This window comes from Phytohabitans maris (genome assembly GCF_031085175.1).
In the GTDB taxonomy this organism is placed as follows: domain Bacteria; phylum Actinomycetota; class Actinomycetes; order Mycobacteriales; family Micromonosporaceae; genus Phytohabitans; species Phytohabitans maris.
Window position 1 is genome coordinate 1 of record NZ_JAVHUY010000064.1, and the last position, 22,188, is coordinate 22,188.

20 protein-coding genes are annotated in these 22,188 nt (G+C 73.4%); 12 read left to right on the forward strand and 8 right to left on the reverse strand.

Translation table 11 applies throughout. From position 1 onward, the window contains the following. The 12 genes from RB614_RS40800 to RB614_RS40855 all read left to right on the forward strand — a co-directional run. The coding region (locus tag RB614_RS40800; protein ID WP_308716901.1) for an NAD-dependent epimerase/dehydratase family protein at nucleotides 1-1,020 on the forward strand (1,020 nt) is incomplete at its 5' end. After that, nucleotides 1,017-2,456: a hypothetical protein gene (locus RB614_RS40805; protein ID WP_308718095.1), complete on the forward strand. Its 1,440-nt coding sequence runs from the start codon at nucleotides 1,017-1,019 to the stop codon at nucleotides 2,454-2,456. The genes RB614_RS40800 and RB614_RS40805, both read left to right, overlap by 4 nt. An 849-nt stretch (nucleotides 2,457-3,305) precedes the next feature. After that, on the forward strand, nucleotides 3,306-4,532 hold the full coding sequence (locus RB614_RS40810; protein ID WP_308718096.1) for a metal-dependent hydrolase family protein: 1,227 nt from the start codon (nucleotides 3,306-3,308) through the stop codon (nucleotides 4,530-4,532). A 101-nt stretch (nucleotides 4,533-4,633) separates the two neighbouring features. Continuing rightward, a complete protein-coding gene (gene argC / locus RB614_RS40815; RefSeq protein WP_308718097.1) occupies nucleotides 4,634-5,635 on the forward strand; it encodes an N-acetyl-gamma-glutamyl-phosphate reductase in 1,002 nt (333 codons plus the stop codon). 113 nt (nucleotides 5,636-5,748) lie between these two features. After that, a complete protein-coding gene (argJ, locus tag RB614_RS40820; protein WP_308718132.1) occupies nucleotides 5,749-6,882 on the forward strand; it encodes a bifunctional glutamate N-acetyltransferase/amino-acid acetyltransferase ArgJ in 1,134 nt (377 codons plus the stop codon). Further along, a complete protein-coding gene (argB, locus tag RB614_RS40825; protein WP_308718098.1) occupies nucleotides 6,879-7,769 on the forward strand; it encodes an acetylglutamate kinase in 891 nt (296 codons plus the stop codon). Before argJ ends, argB begins: the two co-directional genes overlap by 4 nt. A gap of 76 nt (nucleotides 7,770-7,845) precedes the next feature. After that, nucleotides 7,846-9,087 (forward strand): acetylornithine transaminase, encoded by a 1,242-nt coding sequence (locus RB614_RS40830; protein ID WP_308718099.1) that lies wholly within the window; start codon nucleotides 7,846-7,848, stop codon nucleotides 9,085-9,087. Next, nucleotides 9,084-10,019 carry an ornithine carbamoyltransferase gene (gene argF / locus RB614_RS40835; RefSeq protein ID WP_308718100.1) on the forward strand — a complete coding sequence of 312 codons (936 nt, stop codon included), beginning with the start codon at nucleotides 9,084-9,086 and terminating at the stop codon, nucleotides 10,017-10,019. The genes RB614_RS40830 and argF overlap by 4 nt, the downstream gene beginning before the upstream one ends. Then, nucleotides 10,016-10,528 (forward strand): arginine repressor, encoded by a 513-nt coding sequence (locus tag RB614_RS40840; RefSeq protein ID WP_308718101.1) that lies wholly within the window; start codon nucleotides 10,016-10,018, stop codon nucleotides 10,526-10,528. Before argF ends, RB614_RS40840 begins: the two co-directional genes overlap by 4 nt. Further along, the gene (locus tag RB614_RS40845; protein WP_308718102.1) at nucleotides 10,525-11,724 is read left to right on the forward strand and encodes an argininosuccinate synthase; all 1,200 of its coding nucleotides are present in this window, start codon (nucleotides 10,525-10,527) and stop codon (nucleotides 11,722-11,724) included. The genes RB614_RS40840 and RB614_RS40845 overlap by 4 nt, the downstream gene beginning before the upstream one ends. A 6-nt stretch (nucleotides 11,725-11,730) precedes the next feature. Continuing rightward, nucleotides 11,731-13,149, forward strand: coding sequence for an argininosuccinate lyase (gene argH / locus RB614_RS40850; RefSeq protein WP_308718103.1), 1,419 nt, complete (start codon nucleotides 11,731-11,733; stop codon nucleotides 13,147-13,149). After that, nucleotides 13,110-13,748 (forward strand): DNA-3-methyladenine glycosylase, encoded by a 639-nt coding sequence (locus RB614_RS40855; protein ID WP_308718104.1) that lies wholly within the window; start codon nucleotides 13,110-13,112, stop codon nucleotides 13,746-13,748. Before argH ends, RB614_RS40855 begins: the two co-directional genes overlap by 40 nt. A gap of 386 nt (nucleotides 13,749-14,134) precedes the next feature. Here RB614_RS40855 and RB614_RS40860 read toward each other — a convergent pair whose 3' ends face one another. From RB614_RS40860 to RB614_RS40895, 8 genes are all read right to left on the reverse strand, one after another. After that, nucleotides 14,135-14,689 carry a hypothetical protein gene (locus tag RB614_RS40860; protein ID WP_308718105.1) on the reverse strand — a complete coding sequence of 185 codons (555 nt, stop codon included), beginning with the start codon at nucleotides 14,687-14,689 and terminating at the stop codon, nucleotides 14,135-14,137. A 1,615-nt stretch (nucleotides 14,690-16,304) separates the two neighbouring features. Continuing rightward, nucleotides 16,305-16,787, reverse strand: coding sequence for a cupin domain-containing protein (locus RB614_RS40865; RefSeq protein WP_308718106.1), 483 nt, complete (start codon nucleotides 16,785-16,787; stop codon nucleotides 16,305-16,307). Next, entirely contained in the window at nucleotides 16,784-17,545 is a 762-nt protein-coding gene (locus tag RB614_RS40870) for a class I SAM-dependent methyltransferase (protein WP_308718107.1), read from the reverse strand. The genes RB614_RS40865 and RB614_RS40870 overlap by 4 nt, the downstream gene beginning before the upstream one ends. After that, entirely contained in the window at nucleotides 17,517-18,263 is a 747-nt protein-coding gene (locus RB614_RS40875) for a hypothetical protein (RefSeq protein ID WP_308718108.1), read from the reverse strand. The genes RB614_RS40870 and RB614_RS40875 overlap by 29 nt, the downstream gene beginning before the upstream one ends. Nucleotides 18,264-18,266: 3 nt before the next feature. Then, nucleotides 18,267-18,542, reverse strand: a complete 276-nt coding sequence (locus RB614_RS40880; RefSeq protein WP_308718109.1) for a phosphopantetheine-binding protein — start codon at nucleotides 18,540-18,542, stop codon at nucleotides 18,267-18,269. A 20-nt stretch (nucleotides 18,543-18,562) separates the two neighbouring features. After that, the gene (locus RB614_RS40885) at nucleotides 18,563-19,489 is read right to left on the reverse strand and encodes a 3-oxoacyl-[acyl-carrier-protein] synthase III C-terminal domain-containing protein (protein WP_308718110.1); all 927 of its coding nucleotides are present in this window, start codon (nucleotides 19,487-19,489) and stop codon (nucleotides 18,563-18,565) included. Further along, nucleotides 19,486-20,829: a condensation domain-containing protein gene (locus RB614_RS40890; protein WP_308718111.1), complete on the reverse strand. Its 1,344-nt coding sequence runs from the start codon at nucleotides 20,827-20,829 to the stop codon at nucleotides 19,486-19,488. Before RB614_RS40890 ends, RB614_RS40885 begins: the two co-directional genes overlap by 4 nt. Then, complete coding sequence (locus RB614_RS40895; RefSeq protein WP_308718112.1) at nucleotides 20,826-22,172, reverse strand: condensation domain-containing protein; 1,347 nt, start codon at nucleotides 22,170-22,172, stop codon at nucleotides 20,826-20,828. The genes RB614_RS40890 and RB614_RS40895 overlap by 4 nt, the downstream gene beginning before the upstream one ends. Between the last annotated feature and the right edge of the window lie 16 nt (nucleotides 22,173-22,188).

A 22,188-nucleotide genomic window follows, 5' to 3' on the forward strand; every position in this document is an offset into this window, starting at 1 on the left:
AAGGTCTTGGTTACCGGTTCGGCCGGGTTCATCGGCGGTTATGTGGTCGAGGAGCTGCTCGGGCGTGGCCACGAGGTGGTCGGGTTGGACAACTACTCGAAGTACGGGCCGGTCACGCACAGCTACGATGATCATCCTGGGTATCGGTTTGTGGAGGGTGATGCCCGGGACACCGCTCTGGTCACCGAGCTGGCCGCGGATTGTGATCATTTCATCGCGGGGGCGGCGATGATCGGTGGGATCTCCTATTTCCACGCCTACGCCTACGACCTGCTCGCGACGAACGAGCGGATCATGGCGGCGTCGTGTGACGCGGCGATCGCGGCGCACCGCGACGGCCGGCTGCGGAAGGTGACCTATATGTCGTCGTCGATGGTGTTCGAGTCGACCGAGCGTTGGCCGTCCAGGGAGGGTGATGAGCGTCGGGTCCCGCCGCCGTTGTCGTCGTACGGGTTTCAGAAGTTGGCGGTGGAGTATTACGCGCGGGCGGCGTGGGAGCAGTACCGGTTGCCGTACACGATCGTGCGGCCGTTCAACTGTGTCGGGGTGGGTGAGGGCCGGGCGTTGGGTGAGGCCGAGGTGTTGTCCGGGAATGTGAAGCTGGCCATGTCGCATGTGGTGCCGGACCTGGTGCAGAAGATCGTGAAGGGTCAGGACCCGTTGCACATCCTGGGTGAGGGAAACCAGGTGCGGCATTACACCTACGGTGGTGACCTGGCGGCTGGGATCGTGACCGCGATGGAGCACCCGGCGGCGGTGAACGAGGATTTCAACCTGTCCACCGCGGAGTCGACCACGGTGCTGGAGCTGGCGCAGGTGATCTGGGGCAAGATCAAGGGCCCGGAGGTGCCGTTCCGGTACGTGTCGGATGATCCGTTCGAGTACGACGTGCAAAAGCGGGTCCCGGACGTGACCAAGGCCAAGCAGGTCCTCGGCTTCGAAGCCACGACCAGTCTGGACACCATGCTCGACGAGGTCGTCCCCTGGGTGACCCAAGCCGTACACGACGGCCGGTTGTGACCACGGCCGTCGGCGCCGCGGTGCCCCAGCAGCCCGACGTGGACGGGGCACCCGTTCCCGGCGAGCACGCACCGCGGCGGCCGGCGGGCTGGCCGGGTCGGTTGCGCGACGCGCTCTTCCCCGAAGCGCCGACCACCCCGGTAACCCCTCGCCGGATCGCCGTCGCCGCCGCGTTCGTCGGCTTCGGCGTCGTCTACTCCCTCGGCCGGGTACGCGGTCCGGGCGCCGGCGCGCTCGACACCGTGTGGGCCGAAGACGGCGCCAACTTCCTGCACGACGCGGCCAACATGACGCCGTACGACGCGTTCACCACCCCGCTGAACGGCTACTACCACTTCTTCCCCCGCTTCCTCGCCGAGATCACCACGCTCCTGCCGGTCTCCGCGTGGGCGGCCTGCAACGCCACCCTCGCCGCGCTCACCACGGCCGGCCTGGCCCTGATCGTGTACGCGGCCAGCGGCGCCCACCTGCGCCACCCGGTGCTGCGCCTGCTCGTCGCCGTGCCCGTCGTCGCCCAGTGGGCCGCCAACGGCGAGATCGTCGACAACGTGGCGACACTGCAGTTCCCGGCGCTGTACACGCTCTTCTGGGTGCTCCTCGCCGTACAGGCACGCCGGGTGGGAAAGCTCGCCGCGCCCGTCTTCGCGCTGGTCGTGGCGCTCTCCACCACGCTCACGATCACGCTGCTGCCACTCGCCCTGGTCCGCGCCGGGCTGCGCCGCGACCGCGCCGGGATCCTGATGGCGGCGGCGATGGCGCTCGGCGTCGGCGTCCAGCTGTACACGTACCTCAGCGGCGAGGCCGAGCGCGAGATCGTGGGCATGGTGCCCAACTACGATCCACTGTGGAACCTCAAGCAGTTCGCCGAGCTCCAGGTCCCGGTCACGTACCTCGGCGAGTCGTGGATCCGGGTCCAGATCGTGCACACCAGCGAGCACCGGGCGCTGGTGCTGCTGGCCTGGGCCATCCTGCTCACCGCGGTCGGCCTGGCCGTGTGGCGCCGCACCCGCCCCGCCTGGCTCCTGGCCGGCGTCGCCGCCGTACACGCGGTCGGCCTCTTCGCCCTCCAGATCGCCATGCGCGGCGGCGTACCCGGCCGCTACCTGCTCCCGTCGCTGCTCCTGCTGGTCGCGGGGACGGTGGCGCTGCTGCGCCCCAGGTCCTGGACCGGCGGTACGTCGTGGTGGGGCCCGGAGGGCTTCGGCACGGTACCGATCGTGGCGCTGGCCACCCTCCTGACGGTGGTCGCGATCGCCAACTACCGGCACGACCACATCTGGCGTACGACGAGCGTGCCGAGCTGGAGCAAGCAGGTCACCGCGAACGCGGCGCTCTGCAGGGCCGACCCCGACCTGAAGGCGGTCGTGTTCCGCTCGGGCCCGGCCAGCAAGCGCATGTGGGGCTCCTTCGCCGTACCCTGCAGCCGCCTCCGCTGACGCCCCCCGCTTCCCGCCCCCGCTCCGCCCGGCGGGGGCCTGCCTCGCCCGCGGCTGCCTCCTCCTCCGCAGGCCTGCCTGCCCTCCTGGAGGGCTGCCTCCCCCTCCCGCCGATCAAGGACAAACGCGCGGGCCGTATCCCCAGCTCACCCGCGCGCGAGGTTGTCCTCGATCGGCGCGACCTCGCCAGCGAGGCCGGCCAGCCCTTCCCGGTCGTGTCCAGAGTGGGCAATGTCCCGGACATCGCCCACTCCAGCCGCCGCCAGTGGGCAATGTCGGGGACACTGCCCATTCGGCACCGCCGATGGCAGCAGAAACCAGGTTTCTGCGGTAACCGCCGCAGGTTTTAACAGCAGAAACCAGGTTTCTGCGCGAATCCTGCCGCCCGGCGCGGGCGGTCCCGGCACCGAGGGCGCCCGGCGCGGGCCAGCGGCTCTGAGGCGGCGCCCCAGCTCCGCCCGGCGGCCCGGCTCGGAGGCGCGGCCCCGACGGCGCGGGTTTGGCAGTGATGCCGAGGGGGTGGGCCGGCCGCGCCGGCAGAGGACGGCGGTCGCGGCGGCCTGCGGTGACCTGATGGACCCGGCAGGCCCTGCGGCCCGGCAGGCCCGGCAGGCCCTGCGGCCCGGTGCCCCGGCGAGCCCTGCGGCCCCGCGGGGGACGCCGCCCGTCGTGGGTTCGCGCGCCAATGCGGCCGGCCACGTCGCTCACGCCGGTGACGTACCTTGGCTACCACTGGATCACGGACCGCGCCTGCCGCGAGCCCGCCACCGCCGCGGGCGCGCCACCGCCACCGGGCGGCGGCCACCGCGGCGGGGGAGCGTGGCCTGCCGACGACGAGACGGGGGAGCGATGCTGCGGATCGAGGCCGACCTGCTGATACCCGGGCGCGGTGAGCCGGTCAGGGACGGCGCCGTGGTGGTCGACGGCGACCTCGTCGGGTACGCCGGACCGGCCGCCACCGCCCCGCCCACGCCGGGCGCCGAGACGGTGCGCGCGACCACCGTGATGCCGGGCCTCTGGGACTGCCACACCCACCTGCTCGGCCTCCCCGGCGTCGACAGTGGACAGATCCCGCGCGAGCCGCTCGCCCTGCGGGGCGCCCGGTCCACCGTGGACCTGCGCGCCGCGCTCGACGCCGGCGTGACGAGCGTCCGCGAGCTGGGCGGGTTGGGCGTCCAGCTGGCCCGGGCGGTCGCCGAGGGCACAGTGGACGGTCCACGGATCTACGCGGCCGGCGCGATCCTCTCCACCACCGGCGGCCATGGTGACATCCACGGCTTCCCCCTGCCCTGGGTACACGATATCGCCGCCACCACCGGGGAGCTGCGGCTGTGCGACGGGCCGGCCGAGTGCGCCAAGGCGGTACGCGAGCAGCTGCGCCGCGACGCCCAGGTCATCAAGGTCTGCGCCTCCGGCGGCGTGGTGTCCGAAGTGGACCATCCGATCCACCAGCAGTTCACCGGCGCCGAACTGCGCGCGATCGTCGAAGTGGCCGGCCTCGCCGAGCGGGCGGTGGCCGCGCACTGCCACGGCAAGCCGGGCATCATGGCCGCGCTCGCCGCCGGCGTACGCACGATCGAGCACGCCACCTTCCTCGACGAGGAGTCCGCCGCGGCCATGCGGGAGAGCGGCGCCATCATGGTCACCACCCGCACCGCGCCGCACGACGTGATGGCGAGCCGGTCGGCCCCGGCGTACGCGCTCGCCAAGTTCGACGCCCTCCGCGACCGCCAGATCGCCGCGATCGCGCTGGCCCACGAGGCCGGCGTCACCCTCGCCGCCGGCACCGACATCATGGTCAGCGGCGCCGGCCGCCCCGCGTCGTGGGGACGGCACGGCCGCGAGCTCCCGCTGCTCGCCGGGTGCGGCCTCACCCCGCTGGAGGCGATCGAGGCGGCCACCGCGGCGGGTCCAGCCACGCTGGGCCCGCGCGCGCCGCGCTCCGGCCAGCTCCTTCCCGGGTACGACGCCGACGTGCTCACCCTCGACGCCGACCCGCTCGCCGACCTCACCGTCCTGGCCGACCCGACCCACGTGACCGGCGTCTGGCTCGCCGGTCGCCGGGTGAAGGGCTGATGCGTGAGGGGCGCATGATTCGCTATTCACCTGACCGCATGACCTTGCAGGGGTGTGGGGCAAGGTGATACCGTTCTCTGCATAGACATGCGGAGGTGGACATGGGGATCCGGGTTGCCGTGGCGGGGGCGAGTGGCTACGCCGGTGGCGAGCTGCTGCGCCTGATCGCCACCCACCCGGAGCTCGACCTGGTCGCGGCGACCGCGCACACCCAGGCGGGCGCGGCGCTCGCCGCGGTGCACCCGCACCTGACCGGCCTCGACGTCACGCTCGGCGCCACCGGTCCGGACGTGCTCGCCGACGCCGACCTTGTCTTCCTCGCCCTCCCGCATGGTGAGTCGGGCGCGCTCGCCGCCGCTCTCCCCGGTGGCGTCAAGGTGGTCGACCTCGGGGCCGACCACCGCCTGCGCGATCCTGACGCGTGGATGCGCTACTACGGCGGCGAGCACGCCGGCCCGTGGACGTACGGGTTGCCCGAGCTTCCCGGCCAGCGGGGCGAGATCTCGATCGCCACCCGGGTGGCCGCCCCCGGCTGCTACGCCACGGCGATCTCCCTCGCGCTCGCCCCGCTGGTCACGGCCGGCGTGGTCTGCGCCGACGACGTCGTGGTGGTGGCCGCGAGTGGCACGTCCGGCGCGGGCCGGGGGGCCAAGGCGCACCTGCTCGGCAGCGAGGTGATGGGCGACCTCACGCCCTACAAGGTGGGCCGGCACCAGCACGTGCCCGAGATCAAGCAGGCCACCGGCGCGCGGAGCCTGTCGTTCACGCCGGTGCTCGCGCCGATGCCGCGCGGGATCCTCGCCACGGTGACCGCCCTGCCGAAGTCGACGGGCGACCCGCGCCAGGTGCTCGCCGAGGCCTACGCGGACGCCCCCTTCGTGCACGTGCTCCCCGAGGGGGCCTGGCCGCACACGGCCGCCACGCTCGGCTCCAACTCCTGCCACCTCCAGGCGGCCGTCGACGTCGACTCCGGCCGGGTGATCGTGACCAGCGCGATCGACAACCTCGGCAAGGGCGCGGCGGCCCAGGCGATCCAGTGCGCCAACCTGATGCTCGACTTCCCCGAGACGGCCGGCCTCCCCGTGCACGGGGTGGCCCCGTGAGCGCCGCGGCAGGCGCCGGCGCCGAAAGTCCGGACGCCGAAAAGCCGAGCACCGGCGCCGAAAAGCCGGCCGCCGGCGGGGAAAAGGCGGGCGAGCAGGGCGTCACCGCCCCCTTGGGCTTCCGGGCCAGCGGCGTGGCCGCCGGGCTCAAGACGAGCGGCCTCGACGTCGCCCTCGTCGTCAACGACGGGCCGCTGGCCTCCGCCGCCGGGGTCTTCACCGCCAACCGGGTCAAGGCCGCGCCCGTGCTCTGGAGCCAGCAGGTGCTCCGCGCCGGCCTCGTCCGGGCGGTCGTGCTCAACTCCGGCGGCGCCAACGCCTGCACCGGCCCGCGGGGCTTTCAGGACACCCACGCCACCGCCGAGCACACCGCCGCCGCGCTCGGCGGGATCGGCGCCGGCGACGTCGCGGTCTGCTCCACCGGCCTGATCGGCGAGCCGCTGCCGATGGAGAGGCTGCTGCTCGGGGTCGACGCGGCCGCCGGCGCGCTCGCCGCCGACGGTGGCCCGGCCGCGGCCGAGGCCATCATGACCACCGACACCCGGCCGAAGACCACGGTCGTCCGGAAGCCGGGCTGGAGCGTCGGCGGCATGGCCAAGGGCGCCGGCATGCTCGCCCCCGGCATGGCGACGATGCTCAGCGTCCTCACCACCGACGCGGTCGCCGAGCCCGAGGTGCTCGACGCGGCGCTGCGGGCGGCCACCCGGGTCTCGTTCGACCGGATCGACTCCGACGGCTGCATGTCCACGAACGACACCGTGCTGCTGCTGGCCAGCGGCGCCTCCGGTGTCGAGCCGAGCGCCGAGGAGCTGACCGCCGCGGTCACCGCCGCCTGCCACGACCTGGCCCAGCAGCTGATCGCCGACGCGGAGGGTGCCACCAAGGAGGTCGCCATCGAGGTCGTCGGCGCGGCCACGGAGGACGACGCGGTCGAGGTGGGCCGCTCGGTCGCCCGCAACAACCTGGTCAAGACCGCCCTATTCGGCAACGACCCCAACTGGGGCCGCATCCTCGCCGCGGTCGGCACCACGGCCGCCGCCTTCGAGCCGGACGCGCTCGACGTCGCGGTCAACGGCGTCTGGGTGTGCAAGGGCGGCGCCGCGGCCGAAGACCGCTCTACAGTGGACCTCTCCGGCCGGGCGGTGGCGATCCGGATCGACCTGCACGCCGGCGCCGAAGAGGCCACCATCTGGACCAACGACCTCTCCCACGCGTACGTACACGAGAACTCGGCCTACTCCACATGACCGACACGCTCCTCAGCGCTCAGGAAAAGGCGGCCACCCTCATCGAGGCGCTGCCCTGGCTGGCCCGCTTCCACGGCGCCACCGTCGTGGTCAAGTACGGCGGCAACGCGATGATCGACCCCGAGCTGAAGAAGGCGTTCGCCGAAGACATGGTCTTCCTGCGGTACGCCGGTCTCAAGCCGGTCGTCGTGCACGGCGGCGGCCCGCAGATCTCGGCGATGCTGGGGCGGCTCGGCATCGCGAGCGAGTTCCGCGGCGGCCTGCGGGTCACCACGCCCGAGGCGATGGACGTCGTCCGCATGGTGCTCGTCGGCCAGGTCGGGCGCGAGCTGGTCGGGCTCGTCAACGCCCACGGCCCGTTCGCCGTGGGGCTCTCCGGCGAGGACGCCCACCTCTTCACCGCCGTCCGGCGTCCGGCCTATGTGGACGGCCAGCCGGTCGACGTCGGGCAGGTGGGCGACGTCGAGGTCGTCAACGCCTCGGCGGTCACCGACCTCATCGCCGCCGGCCGCATCCCGGTCATCTCGACGGTCGCGCCGGACGCCGACGGCGTGCTGCACAACCTCAACGCCGACACCGCCGCCGCGGCCCTCGCCGTGGCGCTCGGCGCCCGCAAGCTCGTCGTGCTCACCGACGTGGCGGGCCTCTACACCGACTGGCCCGACACGACCAGCCTGGTGCGGCGGATCACCACGGACGACCTGGCCGCGCTGCTGCCGCGGCTCGAGTCCGGCATGGTACCGAAGATGGAAGCCTGCCTGCGGGCGGTGCTGGGCGGCGTGCCGGCGGCGCACGTGGTGGACGGGCGGATGGCACACTCCATCCTGCTCGAGGTCTTCACATCGGAAGGGTTCGGGACGATGGTCATCCCTGGGGAGGGGAGATGAGCGGGCGTAGCGAGCGAATCATTAGGCGCAGTGCGCTTGGAGCCTCATGGCCGCCCGCAGCGAAGCGAGGACGGCCATGAGCGGGAGTCGCGAGGCTGCGGCCTGGACCACGACGGCGGATGAGCGCCGAGCGACGGAGCGTCGACGGGCGCAGACGAGTCTCGTCGACCGCTGGGCGCAGTCCATGATGGACAACTACGGCACCCCGCCGCTGGCGCTCGTCCGCGGCGAGGGCGCGGTGGTGTACGACGAGGCCGGCCGCTCCTATGTGGACCTGCTGGGCGGCATCGCGGTCAACGTGCTCGGCCACGCCCACCCGGCCGTCGTGGCCGCCGTCACCAAGCAGATCGGCACGCTCGGCCACGTCTCCAACCTCTTCGTCGCCGAGCCGCCGGTGGCGCTAGCCGAGCTGCTGCTCGCGCTCGCCGGCCGGCAGGGGCGGGTCTTCTTCGGCAACTCCGGCGCGGAGGCGGTCGAGGCGGCGTTCAAGCTCTCCCGGCTGACCGGGCGCACCGGCGTGGTCGCCACCCACGGCGGCTTCCACGGCCGCACGATGGGGAGCCTCGCGCTGACCGGGCAGCCGACCAAGGCCGACCCGTTCCGCCCGCTGCCCGGCGACGTCACCCACGTGCCGTACGGCGATGTGGCCGCCCTCGACGCCGCGGTCACCGCGGAGACCGCGATGGTCATCCTGGAGCCGATCCAGGGCGAGGCCGGCGTGGTCGTGCCGCCGGCCGGCTACCTCGCCGCCGCCCGCGAGATCACCGCGGCCCGGGGCGTGCTGCTCGCGCTCGACGAGGTGCAGACCGGTGTGGGGCGCACCGGGCACTGGTTCGCGCACCAGGCCGACGGCATCGAGCCCGACCTGGTCACGCTCGCCAAGGGGCTCGGCGGGGGGCTGCCGATCGGCGCCTGCCTGGCGTTCGGGGCGGCGGCCGACCTGTTCGGGCCGGGCAGCCACGGCAGCACGTTCGGCGGCAACCCGATCAGCTGCGCGGCCGCGCTCGCGGTCATCTCCACGATCGCCAACGAGGGGCTGCTCGACCACGTCAAGCGGATCGGCGAGCGGCTCAAGACCGGCGTCGAGGCGCTCGGCCACCCGCTCGTACGCGAGGTGCGCGGCGCCGGGCTGCTGCTCGGCGTGGTGCTCGGCGCGCCCGCCTCCGGCGCGGTCGCCGGCGTGCTGCGCGACCACGGCTTCCTGACCAACCCGGTGCAGCCCGACGTGATCCGCCTCGCGCCGCCGCTGATCCTCAGCGCCGACCAGGTCGACGCGTTCCTCACCGTCCTGCCGATCGCGCTGGACGCCGCGTCATGACGGTGCGGCATCTCCTGAGGGACGACGACCTCAGCCCCGCGGAGCAGGGGGAGGTGCTCGACCTCGCCGCCGCGATGAAGGCCGACCGGTTCGGGCACCGGCCGCTGGCCGGGCCGAAGGCGGTCGCGGTGCTCTTCGACAAGCAGAGCCTGCGCACCCGGTTCTCGTTCGACGTCGGCATCGCCGAGCTCGGCGGCCACCCGATCGTGGTCGACACCCAGGGCACCCACTTCGGCCGGGGCGAGACGCTCGCCGACGCCGCGCGGGTCCTCTCCCGGTACGTGAGCGCGATCGTCATGCGCACCTTCGGCGACGAGCGGCTCGCCGAGGTCGCGGCCGGGGCGACCGTGCCGGTGGTCAACGCGCTCACCGACGGCTTCCACCCCTGCCAGCTCCTCGCCGACCTGCTCACGGTCCGCGAGCGGTGCGGCGGTACGGCCGGGCGCACCCTCGCGTACGTGGGCGACGCCGCCAACAACATGGCCCACTCGTACCTGCTCGCCGGGGTCACCGCCGGCATGCACGTGCGGGTCGCCGGGCCGCCCGGGTACGACCCGTCGCCCGCGGTGGTCGCCCGGGCCGACGAGATCGCCGCGTGGACCGGCGGCTCGACGCAGGTGCTGCGCGACCCGCGCGAGGCGGTCGACGGCGCGGACGTGGTGGCCACCGACGCGTGGACCTCGATGGGACAGGAGAAGGACGGCCGCGACCGGCGTACCCCGTTCTGGCCGTACCAGGTCAACAAGGACCTTCTCGCGGTGGCCGCGCCCGGCGCGATCGTGCTGCACTGCCTGCCCGCGCACCGCGGCGAGGAGATCACCGACGAGGTGATGGACGGCGCGCGGAGCGCCGTCTTCGACCAGGCGGAAAACCGCCTGCACGCCCAGAAGGCGCTCCTGACCTGGCTGATCTCAGCGACGGAGACACGATGACCGGACCCGGCACCCGCACCGCGCGCCACGCGCGCATCGTCGACCTCATCCGGGACCGGGGGGTACGGTCGCAGACCGAGCTCGCCGAGCTCCTCGGCGCGGACGGCGTGCAGGTCACCCAGGCCACGCTCTCCCGCGACCTGGAGGAGCTGGGCGCCTACAAGGTACGCGGCGCGGACGGCGGCCCGGCCGTCTACGTGATCCCGGAGGACGGGCTGCCCCGCCCCCGCCCCGCCGAGCAGGCGCCGGCCCGCCTCGTCCGGCTGCTGCGCGAGCTGCTCACCGGCACCGACGCCAGCGGCAACCTCGCCGTGCTGCGCACCCCGCCGGGCGCCGCGCAGTTCCTGGCCAGCGCGCTCGACCGCGCCGGGCTCCCGGAGGTCGTCGGCACGATCGCCGGCGACGACACCATCTTCGTGGTGGCCCGCGAGCCGCTCAGCGGCGCGGGACTCGCCGAAAAGCTGAGCGCCTGGGCTGGGCGCGACGAAACAACCAAGGAGATCTCATGACTGAGCGCGTCGTTCTGGCGTACTCCGGCGGCCTGGACACGTCGGTCGCCATCCCGTACCTGGCGGACAAGATGGGCGCCGAGGTGATCGCGGTCGCGGTCGACCTCGGGCAGGGCGGCGAGGACATGGCCGTCATCCGCCAGCGCGCGCTCGACTGCGGCGCCGTGGAGTCCGAGGTGATCGACGCCAAGGACGAGTTCGCCGCCGACTACTGCCTGCCGGCGGTCAAGTCGAACGCGCTCTACATGGACCGCTACCCGCTGCTCTCCTCGCTCAGCCGGCCGCTGATCGTCAAGCATCTCGTCGAGGCCGCCAAGCGGCACGGCGGCACGGTCGTCTCGCACGGCTGCACCGGCAAGGGCAACGACCAGGTGCGGTTCGAGGTCGGCATCGGCGCGCTCGCCCCCGACCTGAAGGTCGTGGCGCCGGCCCGGGACTTCGCGTGGACCCGGGACAAGGCGATCGCGCTCGCCGAGGAGAAGGGGCTGCCGATCGACGTCAGCCACAAGTCGCCGTACTCGATCGACCAGAACCTGTGGGGCCGCGCGGTCGAGACCGGCTTCCTGGAAGACATCTGGAACGCGCCGATCGAGGACCTGTACAGCTACACCGCCAACCCGGCGCAGCCGCGCGACGCCGACGAGGTCGTGATCACGTTCGAGGGTGGCGTGCCGGTCGCGATCGACGGCCAGACCGTCACCCCGTACCAGGCGATCGCCGAACTCAACCGGCGGGCCGGGGCGCAGGGCGTCGGCCGGCTCGACATGGTCGAGGACCGGCTCGTGGGGATCAAGAGCCGCGAGGTGTACGAGGCGCCCGGCGCCATCGCGCTGATCACCGCCCACCAGGAGCTGGAGAACGTGACCGTCGAGCGCGACGTGGCCCGCTTCAAGAAGGGCGTCGACCAGCGCTGGGCCGAGCTCGTCTACGACGGACTGTGGTTCTCGCCGCTGCGGTACGCGCTCGACGCGTTCGTGGCGGACACCCAGAAGTACGTCTCCGGCGACATCCGGCTCACCCTCCACGGCGGCCGCGCGGTGGTCACCGGGCGGCGTTCCGAGGCCAGCCTGTACGACTTCAACCTCGCCACCTACGACACCGGCGACACCTTCGACCAGTCCCTGGCCAAGGGCTTCGTGCAGCTGTGGGGCCTGCCGAGCCGGATCGCGGCGGCCCGCGACGCCCGGATACGGTAGCTGTTTGTGTCTCGTACTTCGCTTTGGGGCGGCCGGTTCGCCGGCGGCCCCGCCGAGGCCCTGGCCCGGCTCTCCGTCAGCGTGCAGTTCGACTGGCGCCTCGCGCCCTACGACATAGCCGCCTCCCGCGCGCACGCCCGCGTGCTCGCCGGGGCCGGGCTGCTCGACGCCGACGAGCTGGGCCAGATGCTCGCCGCCCTGGACGACCTGGAGGCCGCCTGCGCCTCCGGGGCGTTCCGACCCACGGTCGACGACGAGGACGTACACACCGCGCTCGAACGCGGCCTGCTCGAACGGCTCGGCACGCTCGGCGGCAAGCTGCGCGCCGGCCGTTCCCGCAACGACCAGGTCGCCACCGACCTGCGCCTCTATCTGCGCGACCACGCCCGCGGCGTCGCCACCGACCTGGTGCAGCTCGCCGACGCCCTGGTCGAGCAGGCCGAGCGGCACGTCGACACGCCCGCGCCGGGCATGACCCATGTGCAGCACGCGCAGCCGGTGACGTTCGGGCACTGGCTGCTCGCGCACGTACAGCCGCTGCTGCGCGACCTCGAACGCCTCCGCGACTGGGACGCCCGCGCCGCGATCAGCCCGCTCGGCGCCGGCGCGCTGGCCGGCTCGTCGCTGCCCCTCGACCCGGTGCGGGTGGCGCGCGAACTCGGCTTCGAGGGGTCGGCGGCCAACTCGATGGATGCGGTCGCCGACCGCGACTTCGTGGCCGAGTTCCTCTTCGTCACCGCGCTGGTCGGCGTGCACCTGTCCCGGCTGGGGGAGGAGGTGGTGCTCTGGACGTCGCAGGAGTTCGGCTGGGTCGAGCTCGACGACGGCTTCGCCACCGGATCGTCGATCATGCCGCAGAAGAAGAACGCGGACATCGCCGAGCTGGCCCGCGGCAAGGCCGGCCGCCTCATCGGCGGCCTGGTCACCGTGCTCACCATGCTCAAGGGGCTGCCGCTCACGTACGACCGGGACATGCAGGAGGACAAGGAGCCGGCCTTCGACGCGGTCGACACGCTCGAACTGGTCCTCCCGGCGCTCGCCGGCATGGTCTCCACGATGACGGTACGGGTGGACCGCCTCGTCGCCGCCGCCCCGGTCGGGTACACGCTGGCCACCGAGGTCGCCGACTGGCTGGTCCGCAAGGGCGTGCCGTTCCGCGAGGCGCACGAGGTGACCGGCCGGCTGGTCGCGCTCTGCGTGGCCCGCGAGTGCGCGCTCGACGAGGTGAGCGACGACGACCTGGCGCTGGTCAGCCCCTACCTCGACCCGAGCGTGCGGGACGTGCTCTCGGTCCGCTCCGCGCTCGCCGCCCGGATCACGCCCGGCTCCACCGGCCCCGGCCCGGTCGCCGACCAGCTCGCCTCCGCCGTCGACAAACTGGACGGATGGCGGGAGTGGGCGACGGCACGGGTGGTACCCCGCTGACTCTCCTGAGGGACCTGCTCGCCGGCCCGGTGCTGCCGGCGGCGCGCGGCCTGCTGGGGTGCGAGCTCTCCGCCGGCGGCGTCACCGTCCGCATCACCGAGGTCGAGGCCTACGCGGGTACCGCCGGCGACCCCGCCTCGCATGCCCACCGCGGCCGGACCCCGCGCAACACCATCATGTTCGGGCCGGCCGGCTTCCTCTACGTGTACTTCACGTACGGCATGCACTGGTGCGCCAACGTCGTGACGGGGCCTTCCGGCGAGGCGTCGGCGGTACTGCTGCGCGCCGGCGCCGTGGTGTCGGGCTCCGAGCTGGCCGCGGCCCGGCGGCGATCCACTGTGGAGCGTGACCTGGCCCGCGGCCCGGCCCGGCTCTGCCAGGCGCTCGGCATCGACGGCACCGCCTACGGCACCGACCTGCTCGCCCCCGACGCCCCGGTGCGGCTGCGCCCGCCCGCCATCCCGGTGCCGCGTTCACGGATCGCGGCCGGCCCGCGGGTAGGCGTGACCGGCGCCCACGACCGCGAATGGCGCTTCTGGATCGCCGGCGACCCCACGGTCAGCGCGTACCGCCGGCACGTCCCCCGTACCCGCTCCTGACCCACCACTCAGCCGCCGCGCCGGCCCACCACTCAGCCCGCCGCGGCCCGGCGCGGCCCGTTGGCTGCGGCTGCCCTACGCAGCCTCCGGCGGCCGCGGCGGCCCTACGTGGCCACGGCGGCCCGGCGCTTCATGGCGGCCCGTGTGGCCCCGTGCGGCCCGGCGGGCTTGGTGCGCGGCCGTGGTGCTTTGGTGCGGGCGTGGCGGCTTGGCGCGCATCGCGGTCTGGTGCGGCCCGGCGGCTCGGTGCGGGCGCGGTCTGGTGCGGGCGTGGCGCTCTGGGCGGGCGTGGCGATCTGGTGCGGCCCGGCGGCTCGGTGCGGGCGTGGCGGCCTGGTTGCGGCCCGGCGGCGCGCGGCTCAGACCGCTGGCGGCCTGAGCGGGGCTCAGTAGAACCGCTCGACGGTCACGGGGATGAGCCCGTTGCGGCGCATGGCGTCGCGCGCCGCCCGGAGCTCCGACCCGACGTTGGTCCCCTCCGGCGCGGTGATGTCGACGCACCAGGCCACCCCGTTGCCGATCCGCCGCAGGCCGGGGTGCGCGCTCTCGTCGGCCGGCTCCCCGGCGAAGAGAATGCGGTAGTACGGGGTGTCGGTGAGCCCGAGCCGCAGCGGCGGCGCCGCGTTCAGCGCGTCGTAGTCCCGAAGCCGCCGCCGCAGCTCCGCCTCGCCGGGCAGCTCACCCCCGCCCAGCACCCGGAACGCCTCCGCCGCACCGACCCGCGTCGCGAACACCACCCGCGCCCGCAGGTCCGGGTCCGACCGCATCCGCCGGCTCAGCGACGGCCCCCAACCACCGGCGGTCCAAGCGGCGCTGGCCAGCCCCGCCGCGGTGTGATCCCCCGCCAGCACGAACTCCTCGACGACCACCGCCGCCGCCCGCCCGCCGCCCTCCATGACCACGTAGTAATCGAGGTCGGCCACGCCCACGATCTCGCCCATCCGCCCAGTCTGCGGCCGCCCGACCTGGACGGAGCGCACCGCCACGCGGTCGCCCACGCCTCCCGCTTTCCGCCCCGCGCCACCCCGGGCGGCGGCGCGCTCGTACTCGCCCGCCGGCGCCGCATCCCCACCGCCTCGCCCGCGCCGCCGTCCGCCCCGCCCGTCCCGTCCGCGCTGGCCCGTCCCGCCTGTTCCGTCGGCCCCGTCCCGTCCGCGCTGGCCCGCCTTGCCCGTCCGCGCCGTCCATGCTGCTTCGCAGCGAAGTCCGTGCTGGTCCGCGGCGTCGTCCGTCCCGTCCGTTCCCGGCCCCGTCCGTCCCGCCTGCGCTGGCCCGTCCCGCCTGCGCTGGCCCGTCCCGCCTGCCCTGCGCTGGCCCGTCCCGCCTGCGCTGGCCCGTCCCGCCTGCGCTGGCCCGTCCCGCCCGTCCGCGCCGTCCGTGCTGCCTCGCAGCGAGGTCTGTGCTGGTCCGCGGCGTCGTCCGCGCCGTTCGTGCTTGCTGGCCGCGCCGTCCGGGTCGGCTTGCGGCGGAGTTCGTGTTGGCTCGCCGTGACGCCCGGGTCGGCTTGCGGCGGAGTTCGTGTTGGCTCGTCGCGACGTCCGCGCGGTCCGCGCGGGCTCCGGACAGGGTGTCTGTCGACGAAGCTCCCGGGCTGGGCGCACTACTGCGCCCAGCGCGGCCACGCACCGGCCCCGGCCGCCCGGGCGAGAGGAGGCGAGCTAGCCTCCTAGGATGCCTACGGGTTGTGCAGGCGGTTACAGATGCGACTCCCGACGCCGACGACCGCGGCCGGACACCCCACGATCGAGGGCGCGGCCGGGAAGCGACAAAATCCCTGACTTTGCTGCTTCCGGCTCGTGCTGAGGCAGCAAAGTCAGGGATTTTGTCGGCGGGTGTCCCGCAGGCGCCACGTAGACGTCGAGGGGACAGGGGTGGGCAAGCGCGGAGGGTGAGGCCGCGGGAGCCGGGGTCTGGACCCAATGCCACTCACGCTAGTTCGATCAAGGCCGTGAGCTCGACACGCTCGGGACCGTCAGGCCGTCGCCCTGGCCCGGGCGGGCCGGGCCGCGATCACCAGGCGGGCGTTGAGATCGTGGTACGCAGGTGCCCTCGGGCGGGCGGATTCGTACCACGATCTGCTGGGACGGTCCGCTGTTTGAGCGGTGTCTGCTGGACTCTGCGCCTCGGGCTGATCTTGGAGTGCCGATCATGGGACCGTCCCGGTCGGTCGCGCGATCTTGACCAAGATCGGTGAGTGGCATCGGGACCGCGCCGCCGCTCCCGCACCCCTGCGCGCCTGGTCGCGGTCACCGCTCCATTTGCCACGGGCGGAAGCGGATCCGAAGCCGATCTAGAACGTTTAGGGCTCTATATCCGCCCTAAACGTTCTAGATTCACAACCATCGAGAGCAGGCGGCGCCTGCGGGACGGATATATGCCAATCGCCGAGGGCGAGGCCGCCGGATCACGAAACGTGAGTTTCGCGAGCGCGGCCTGGCTCAACGCCAACCACCACCCACTTGGTCAAGGCTGCGACATGGGCGTTCTCCAAGACCACGCCGACCACCGAGAACGGCCGCGTCCTCCGCGGAGGTCTTTACCGGGCTCGGTCGCGGGTCAGAGCCAGTAGGTGTCGTGTTCGAGGAAGAAGGCTGCCTTTTCCTCGTCGGACTTGGACGCGAGGTCGAGCAGCCCCTCGAAGTAGCCTTCCCGCGGCGCGCCCGGCGCGAAGTGCAGCAGCATGGAGGCCGGCTCGCCGGACTCGTTGCGAAACCCGTGTACGCCTCCCGCGGGCACGTGCACGAAGTCGCCGGGCGTGCAGTCGATCCACCGCTTGCCGTCGTAGATGCGGATCGTGCCGGTGAGGACGTAGAACGACTCGGAGATGGTCCGGTGGAGGTGCGGGTCCGGGCCGCTCGGCGCGCGACCCATCTCCCAGCGGTACAGGCCGAACTGGCCGCCGGTCGAGGCGTGTGTCGCCAGGTAGTGGACGGTGCCGCCGGTCTTCGGGTAGGTCAGCTCGGGCTCGTGGCCGTCGGGGCGGTAGGTGGCGGTGGCCTCGCCGCTCTCGCCGGTGTACAGCGTGGGTGGATAGCTCATGCGTCCCGTTTTACCACCTCGACGTAGAGGCTTTCGTCGTTGCGCAGCACCCGGTCCAGGTCGGCGACGTCGGGTCGTACCCCGTCGCGGAAGGAGCGGCGCTCGACCGTGTCGGGGGCGAAACCGGCGGCCGACAGCGCGTACCGCATCTCGTCGAAGTCGTAGAGCCAGCGGTGGCCGTACAGGTAGAAGAGCTGGTTGAACATGAACGCCCGCCGGGCCGGCATCGGCGGGCCCAGGCCGGCGGCGCGCAGGCGGCTCCGGTGGCGGGGGAAGAACGGGCTGCCCTGGCGGTAACCGTCCACATAGGTCGCGAGGTCGGGTGTGGTGAGCCGGAGCACCCCGCCCGGTGCGAGGATCCGCCGGACCTCGGTGAGCCAGCCGATGGCGTCGCTGAGCGAGACGTGCTCGACGAGGTGCTCGGCGTACACCCAGTCGACCGAGCCGTCGGCGAAGGGGAGCGGCCGGCGGATGTCCAGCGCGGCGAAGAGGGCCTCACCGTCCACCCGGTACACCCGGTCGGGCGCGGCCACACCGTCCGGGGCGCGCAGTGGCACCACGTCGGAGGCGAGCGCCGCCGGGTGCCGGCTCTTCCACGCCGCGAACTCCACGCCGGTGACGCCGAGCCCGTCCAGGGCGGCCCGGTCGTACGGAGGGGACGCGACCTCCTCCAGCTTGTCGCAGGTCGCCCCCTCCACGAGGAACGCGTCCATCCGCGCGGACAGCTCCTCAGGCCGCCCCCAGTCCCACTCGGACACCCGTGACACCCCCGTTCCGTCGCGGCGCCACGAAGTCCACAGTGGAGGAGCAGGCGTACCCGAGCACCGGGTCGTGGTCGGCGACCACCACCCGCCGCGGCGTCGGGTCGGCCAGCTCGCCGGCGAGCGCCCACCACACGCCGGTGTACGGCTGGCCGGCGGCTGGCCGCAGATCGCCGGCCACCGGTTCGCCCCGCCGCACGACGACGGAGGAGACCCGGGCCACGCCTGAGTCGCCGCACAGCAGGGCGACACCCGCGTGGCGGGCCGGCAGCGGGGCGGGCGCGGGGAGGTCGTAGTGGAGCGTGGCCTGCTCGACCACGACGACCAGCGAGCGCCGGCGGTCCGGGTACGCCTCGGCGATCCGCAGCGCGGTGAACCCGGCCGCCACGCCCTGGTCGCAGACGGCGAACGCCAGGGGCGCGCCGGGGCAGACGTGGCTCAGGTAGGTGGCGGTGGCCCGTCCCGGGCGTACGTCCGGCACCGCGAACGCGAGCACCAGCAGGTCGACTGGCTCGTCCGGCCGTACCAGGTCGGCGATGAGCGCGGCGGCCATCTCGCCGTACGACTGGCCGCCGGCCGGCGGGCGGGGTGCGAGGCCGTACGGCTCCAGCAGGTCGGCGAGGTAGCCGGCGAAGTGTGGCCCGTGTGAGGGGTGCGCGCTCCGCGCGGCGGGCTCGTCGAAGACCCGGCGGGTGGCCCGCGCCAGCCAGAGCATCGCTCACTCCGCCGGTATCAGGTGCCGTACGACGAAGTCGGCGAGCGTGCCGACCGTCGCGAAGTCGTCCCGGTCGATGTCTTCGACGTCGATCTGGAGCGCGAGGTCCTCTTCCAGCTCCAGCATCAGCTCCAGCGTGCTGGACGAGCTCATGCCGAGGTCCTCCATCAGTCGGCTCTGCTCGGTCGGCTCGGGCATTTCCTTGCGCAGCACCCGCGGCAGCAGCGTGCGGATGCTGTCCACGACCCGCGGCCGCAGGTCGGTGTCGAGCTGCTCCATAGTGGAATCCCCCAATGCCATCAGTGCGCGAAGACCATCGCCGAGAACGTCGCCCCGCGCCCGGCACCGGCGGCGGCGACCAGGTACCGGTCGCCCGGGCGCAGCAGTCCGCGCGCGCGGGCGGTCTGGTAGTTGACGAACGCGTCGGCGCAGAAGACGTGCGCGGTGAGCGGTACGTTGTCCAGCAGCACCCGGTCGACCGGATAGCCGATCCGCCGGCAGAGCCGCTGCCAGGCCACGACGTTGACGTTGTGGGGCAGCACCAGGGCGATGTCGTCGATCGCCACGCCGGCCCGGTCGACGGCGGCCCGGATCGCGGCCATGAGCGACGCCTGGTACTCCTCCTGGAAGCGGCCGGTGTCGGTGGTGACCTCGTCGTCGAAGTCACCGCGCTGGTTGACCGCGTACGCGAGCAACCGGTCACGCGGGCCGTCGTGCCGCACCAGGCAGGCCGAGGCGCCCTCGCCGAAGACGGAGGTCTCCGGCACCACCCGGGCGTCGTGCGTGAACGCCTTCTCCCCGGCGACCACGAGGGCCAGCGCGTCCGGTGGCGAGCCGGCGAGCAGCCGTCCGGCCACGTCGATGGCGAGCAGCCCGGTCGCGCAGGCGTGGTGGGTGACCGTGAACGCGACCGCCTGGTCCAGCCCGAGCAGCCGGCACATCGTGTCGAGCGGGTTGAGCGGGTACGGCACGACGACCGGGAACGTGCGGGCCCAGAGCACGTACCGCACGCGGTGCCGCACGGCCGGCAGATCGTCCAGCTTGGACACGGCGGCGAGGAGCAGGTCGAGCGGGGCCGCGCCGGGCGCCCGGCACACGTCGGAGAGCTTGTGGAAGCGGCGGAACAGGCGTACCTGCATCGGGGTCAGGTCGAGCTCGCCGGCGAGCTCTTCGAGGGGCACCCGCCGCTGCGGCAGGTACGTGGCGACGGCTTCCAGGGCGGTCATGACCGGTGTACCCCGGTCGTGGCCGCCGGGTCGAGCGCCGCCTCGACCGCGACCGCCTCCATGCCGCGTACGACGGCCTCCAGGTCGTCCGGGGACATGTAGTGGGTGTCGCCGGCGACGGTGATGGCCATCGCGTCCGGCACGTCCTCGATGTGCGCGAACATCCGCTCGAACGACGTGTCCCGCCGCCGCGTCCACTCGAACGTCGAGCGGGGCAGGGCGGCGTACACCTCGGACGGTGCCGGTGGCGGGGTGGGCGCCTGGGTGCGGACCTCGATGCGGCGGTCGTTGAAGAAGCAGGCGAGGTCGAGCTCCTCGCCCCGTTCCCGCGCCAGCCGGGCAACGAGGTCGTCCACATCGGACGGGTTGTAGTAGGCATGCTTGTACGCGGCGATCGCCTGCCGGGCGGTGAGCCGTACCGCGTCGTCGACGCTGAGCCCGGCGAGGTCGATGGCGCAGACGCCGGTCTGGCTGAGCGGGCTCATCGAGCGGGCCAGGCCCGGCCGGAAGCGGTTGTTGACGACGACCTGGACCACGACGGGGTTGATGCCGGTGTGCCGGGCCATCGCGATCGCGAACGTGGCGAGCAGCAGCGGTGAGGCGTCCACTTTGGTGCGTGCGGCGAGCACGCGCAGCGCCAGGTGGGCGGCGGGGGAGCGGAACCGCCCCTCCCAGTGCCGGGGCGCGCGGGGCTCGTGGCGGTGCGGGAAGCGCCGGGCCGGTACCGCGCGGAGCACCTTCTCCCAGTAGCGCAGCGCGGCCGCGTTCTGCCGCTGGCCGGCTGGGGACGCCTGCCAGCGCACCTGCTCGGCGGGGGGCATCGCGGTGGGCTCGGCGGGGCGGGCGGCGACCTCCTCCAGCATCACGATCCCGCCGAACGCGTCCAGCACCAGGTGGCTCATCACGGTGACGAGGTGGGTGGGGGCGCCGCGGTGGCGGATGACGGCGACCCAGATCGGCCAGCCGTGTACGAGGTCGTAGTCGCCGTCCCAGTACCGCTGCCGTACCTGGTCGGCGACCCGCTCCGGGTCCTCGTCGTCGGCGGCGTCGACGAGCTCCACCTCGATCTCGCCGGCGCCGGCCACGACCTGCCGGGTGCGGCCGTCCGGGTCGTACCGGAGGGTGGTGCGGAGCGTGGGGTAGCGGCTCATCATGTACCGCACCTCGTCCGCCAGATCCTCCACTGTGGTCCCCGGCGGCACGGCGCGGGCGTACCCGATGGGCAGCCACCACTCCTGCCGCACCATGGCGGTCCAGATTTCGCGCTGCCCCCAGGAGAGCTCTTCGACGGCCTCGCCGTCGGGGGGATCGGCCTTGAACGGCACCGTGATCCGCGTCATGTCGCCACCTTCTCCAGGACCCGTACGGAGGGGTCGAACGCCGCCGCGACGGCGAGTGCCTCCATGCCGCGTACGCAGGCCGCGAGGTCGGCGGGCGCGACGTGGTGGCTGTCGGCGAGCAGCTCGTAGTCGAGCGTGTCGGGTTCGTCGTTGATGGTCGCGAAGAGCCGTTCCACCGGCTTGTCCTGGCTGTGCCACCGCAGCCGGCTGCGGCTCAGCGCGGCGGTCACCTCGGCGGGGTCGGCGGGTGGCGGCGCCTCGGTGAGGTCGCGGGTGACCAGCCGGCGGTCGTTGAAGAAGCAGGACAGGTCGAGCTCCTCGCCCCGCTCGGCGGCCACTCGGGCGACGAGCGTGTCGAGGGCGCGGGGATCGTAGTACGCGTACCGGTACGCGGCCATCGCCCGGCGGTGCACGGTGGACAGTGTCTCGTCGAACGTGCCGCCGTCGAGCGGGATGACGCAAAGACCGGTGTGCGTGATCGGACTGACCGTCTCGGCGAGCCCACGCCGGAAGCGGTTGTGCGCCACGACCCGGGTCACGACCGGGTCGGTGCCGCTGACCCGGGCCCAGGCGGCGGCGAAGAGGGCGAGGAGGATGGTGGAGGTGTCCACTGTGGTGCGTGCCCGGATCGCGCGGACGGCGAGCAGGGTCGCGGGGGAGTCGAGCCGCACCTGCCAGTGGCGTGGCTCGCGCGGGTCGGCCGGGCCGGGAAAGCGGCGGGCCGGGATGGTGCGCAGCACCGCTTCCCAGCGCCGGAGCACGGCCGCGTGTTCACGCTGCCCGGCCGGCGACGCCTCCCAGCGGGCCTGCGCCATCGGCTCCAGCGTGGTGACCGGCGGGGCGGGCGTGCGGCCGTGCACCAGGTCACGGTCGCCGATCTCGCGCATGATGACGAGCGCGCCGAAGCCGTCGGTCACCAGATGGCAGAGGATCACCACCTGGTGGGTGGGTACGCCGTGGTGGCGCACGACCGCCATCCGCACCGGCCAGTCGCGGGCGAAGTCGTGGTCGGCGGCGCAGAAGCGCTGGCGCACCGACTCGGCCACGGCCGCCGGATCCTCGCCGTCGGCGGCGTCCACGACCTCCAGGTCGATCTCGCCGGAGGCGGCGACCACCTGCCGGTCCCGGCCGTCCGGGTCCCGGCGCACCCGGGTGCGCATCGACTGGTAGCGCCCCATCATGAAGCGCAGCTGGGCGACCGCATCGTCCACTGTGGTCCCCGGCGGGACCGGGAGCGCGTATCCCATCGGCATCCAGGTGAGCTGCCGCCGCATCGCCTCCCACAGCTCGCGCTGGCCCCACGACAGCTCCTCGACGCCGCTGCCGCCGCCTTCGAACCGCACGGGAACGCGATGCGCC

Excerpts from the sequence above, each read along its gene's own strand:
- RB614_RS40845 (WP_308718102.1), top strand. The coding sequence starts at position 10,525 with ATGACTGAGCGCGTCGTTCTGGCGTACTCCGGCGGCCTGGACACGTCG.
- RB614_RS40880 (WP_308718109.1), bottom strand. The coding sequence starts at position 18,542 with ATGGAGCAGCTCGACACCGACCTGCGGCCGCGGGTCGTGGACAGCATC.
- RB614_RS40875 (WP_308718108.1), bottom strand. The coding sequence starts at position 18,263 with ATGCTCTGGCTGGCGCGGGCCACCCGCCGGGTCTTCGACGAGCCCGCC.
- argF (WP_308718100.1), top strand. The coding sequence starts at position 9,084 with ATGACGGTGCGGCATCTCCTGAGGGACGACGACCTCAGCCCCGCGGAG.
- RB614_RS40840 (WP_308718101.1), top strand. The coding sequence starts at position 10,016 with ATGACCGGACCCGGCACCCGCACCGCGCGCCACGCGCGCATCGTCGAC.
- RB614_RS40865 (WP_308718106.1), bottom strand. The coding sequence starts at position 16,787 with ATGAGCTATCCACCCACGCTGTACACCGGCGAGAGCGGCGAGGCCACC.
- argB (WP_308718098.1), top strand. The coding sequence starts at position 6,879 with ATGACCGACACGCTCCTCAGCGCTCAGGAAAAGGCGGCCACCCTCATC.
- RB614_RS40860 (WP_308718105.1), bottom strand. The coding sequence starts at position 14,689 with ATGGGCGAGATCGTGGGCGTGGCCGACCTCGATTACTACGTGGTCATG.
- RB614_RS40810 (WP_308718096.1), top strand. The coding sequence starts at position 3,306 with ATGCTGCGGATCGAGGCCGACCTGCTGATACCCGGGCGCGGTGAGCCG.
- RB614_RS40890 (WP_308718111.1), bottom strand. The coding sequence starts at position 20,829 with ATGACGCGGATCACGGTGCCGTTCAAGGCCGATCCCCCCGACGGCGAG.
- argC (WP_308718097.1), top strand. The coding sequence starts at position 4,634 with ATGGGGATCCGGGTTGCCGTGGCGGGGGCGAGTGGCTACGCCGGTGGC.
- RB614_RS40855 (WP_308718104.1), top strand. The coding sequence starts at position 13,110 with ATGGCGGGAGTGGGCGACGGCACGGGTGGTACCCCGCTGACTCTCCTG.
- RB614_RS40830 (WP_308718099.1), top strand. The coding sequence starts at position 7,846 with ATGAGCGGGAGTCGCGAGGCTGCGGCCTGGACCACGACGGCGGATGAG.
- RB614_RS40885 (WP_308718110.1), bottom strand. The coding sequence starts at position 19,489 with ATGACCGCCCTGGAAGCCGTCGCCACGTACCTGCCGCAGCGGCGGGTG.